1 protein-coding gene is annotated in these 1205 nt (G+C 68.7%); it reads right to left on the reverse strand.

All coding sequences use genetic code 11. The features are described from left to right. Positions 1-1205: family 2B encapsulin nanocompartment shell protein (locus tag C6N31_RS42190; RefSeq protein WP_198359615.1), on the reverse strand; the 1205-nt coding region annotated here is incomplete at both ends.

Genomic DNA, 1205 nt, shown 5'->3' on the forward strand with positions numbered 1-1205 from the left:
GGGATGCCGGTCTGGCGCAGGCCGATGACGCCCTGGTTGTCCTCCCCGGTACGCACCGCGATGATCGAGCTGGTGCGGGCCTCACTGATCGGGATCTTTCCGCAGCTGAGGATGGGCACGCCGCGCCAGGCGAGCACGCTGCTGCCGTCGACTTCGGCGTTGCCGGGGTAGAGGCCTTTGCGGGTCCATTCGCGGCCGATGGCGGCGATGGTGCGGGGGTGGGCGAGCAGGAAGCGGGTGCCGCGGCGGCGGCTGATGAGTTCGTCGAGGTCGTCGGGGAGCGGGGGGCCGGCGTGCGGCTGGATCCGCTGGTCGTAGTCGGCCGCGTGCAGCAGTCCGAACTCGCGGTTGTTGATGAGTTCGTGTTCCTGGCGTTCGCGCAGGGCTTCGATGGTGAGTTTGAGCTGCTGCTCGATCTGGTTCATCGGTTCGTTGTAGAGGTCCGCGACGCGGCTGTGGACGCGCAGTACGGTCTGGGCGACGCTCAGCTCGTATTCGCGGGGTGCGACTTCGTAGTCGACGAACGTGCTCGGCAGGTCCGCTTCGCCCTTGTGGCCGGAGGCCAGTTCGATGGCGGCCTCGCCGCGCTTGTTGACGCGTTGGCGGGGGATGGCGCGGTAGGCCTCGAGGTGGGCGCGCAGGGCGGGGGACTGGTCGGCGAGGGTCTGGAAGTCCTGTCGGGACAGTGCCAGCACGGTGGTGGTGGTCGCGGCGCGGGCGGTGAAGTCCCAGGGTGTTTCCGGGTCGAGCAGGCCCTGTTCGCCGAAGTGGGCGCCGTCGGCGAGGACGCCGAGACGATTCTGCTCGCCGAATTCGCCCTCGCTGAGCTTTTCGACCTTGCCGTGGGCGAGGAGGAACAGGGTGTCGACGGGCTGGCCGGCTTCGGCCAGGAGCTCGCCGGGGGCGAACTCGCGCTGGGTGAAGCGGTCGGCGAGCGCGGTGAGGACCGCGGTGTCCTCGAAGGAGCGCAGCAGGGCGAGTTCGCCGAGTTCGGCGGGGACGACCCGTACTTGTGATCCGGTTTTGACGAAGGTCACCTTGCCGTCGCCGACGGAGTAGGTCAGCCGGCGGTTGACCCGGTAGGTGCCGGCCGTGACTTCTACCCAGGGCAGCATGCGCAGCAGCCAGCGGGAGGAGATTCCCGCCATCTGAGGTGCGGACTTGGTGGTGGTCGCCAGATTCCGGGCAGCAGCCGTATCAAGGCT

Origin of the sequence: Streptomyces fildesensis (assembly GCF_016107395.1) — a bacterium.
In the GTDB taxonomy this organism is placed as follows: domain Bacteria; phylum Actinomycetota; class Actinomycetes; order Streptomycetales; family Streptomycetaceae; genus Actinacidiphila; species Actinacidiphila fildesensis.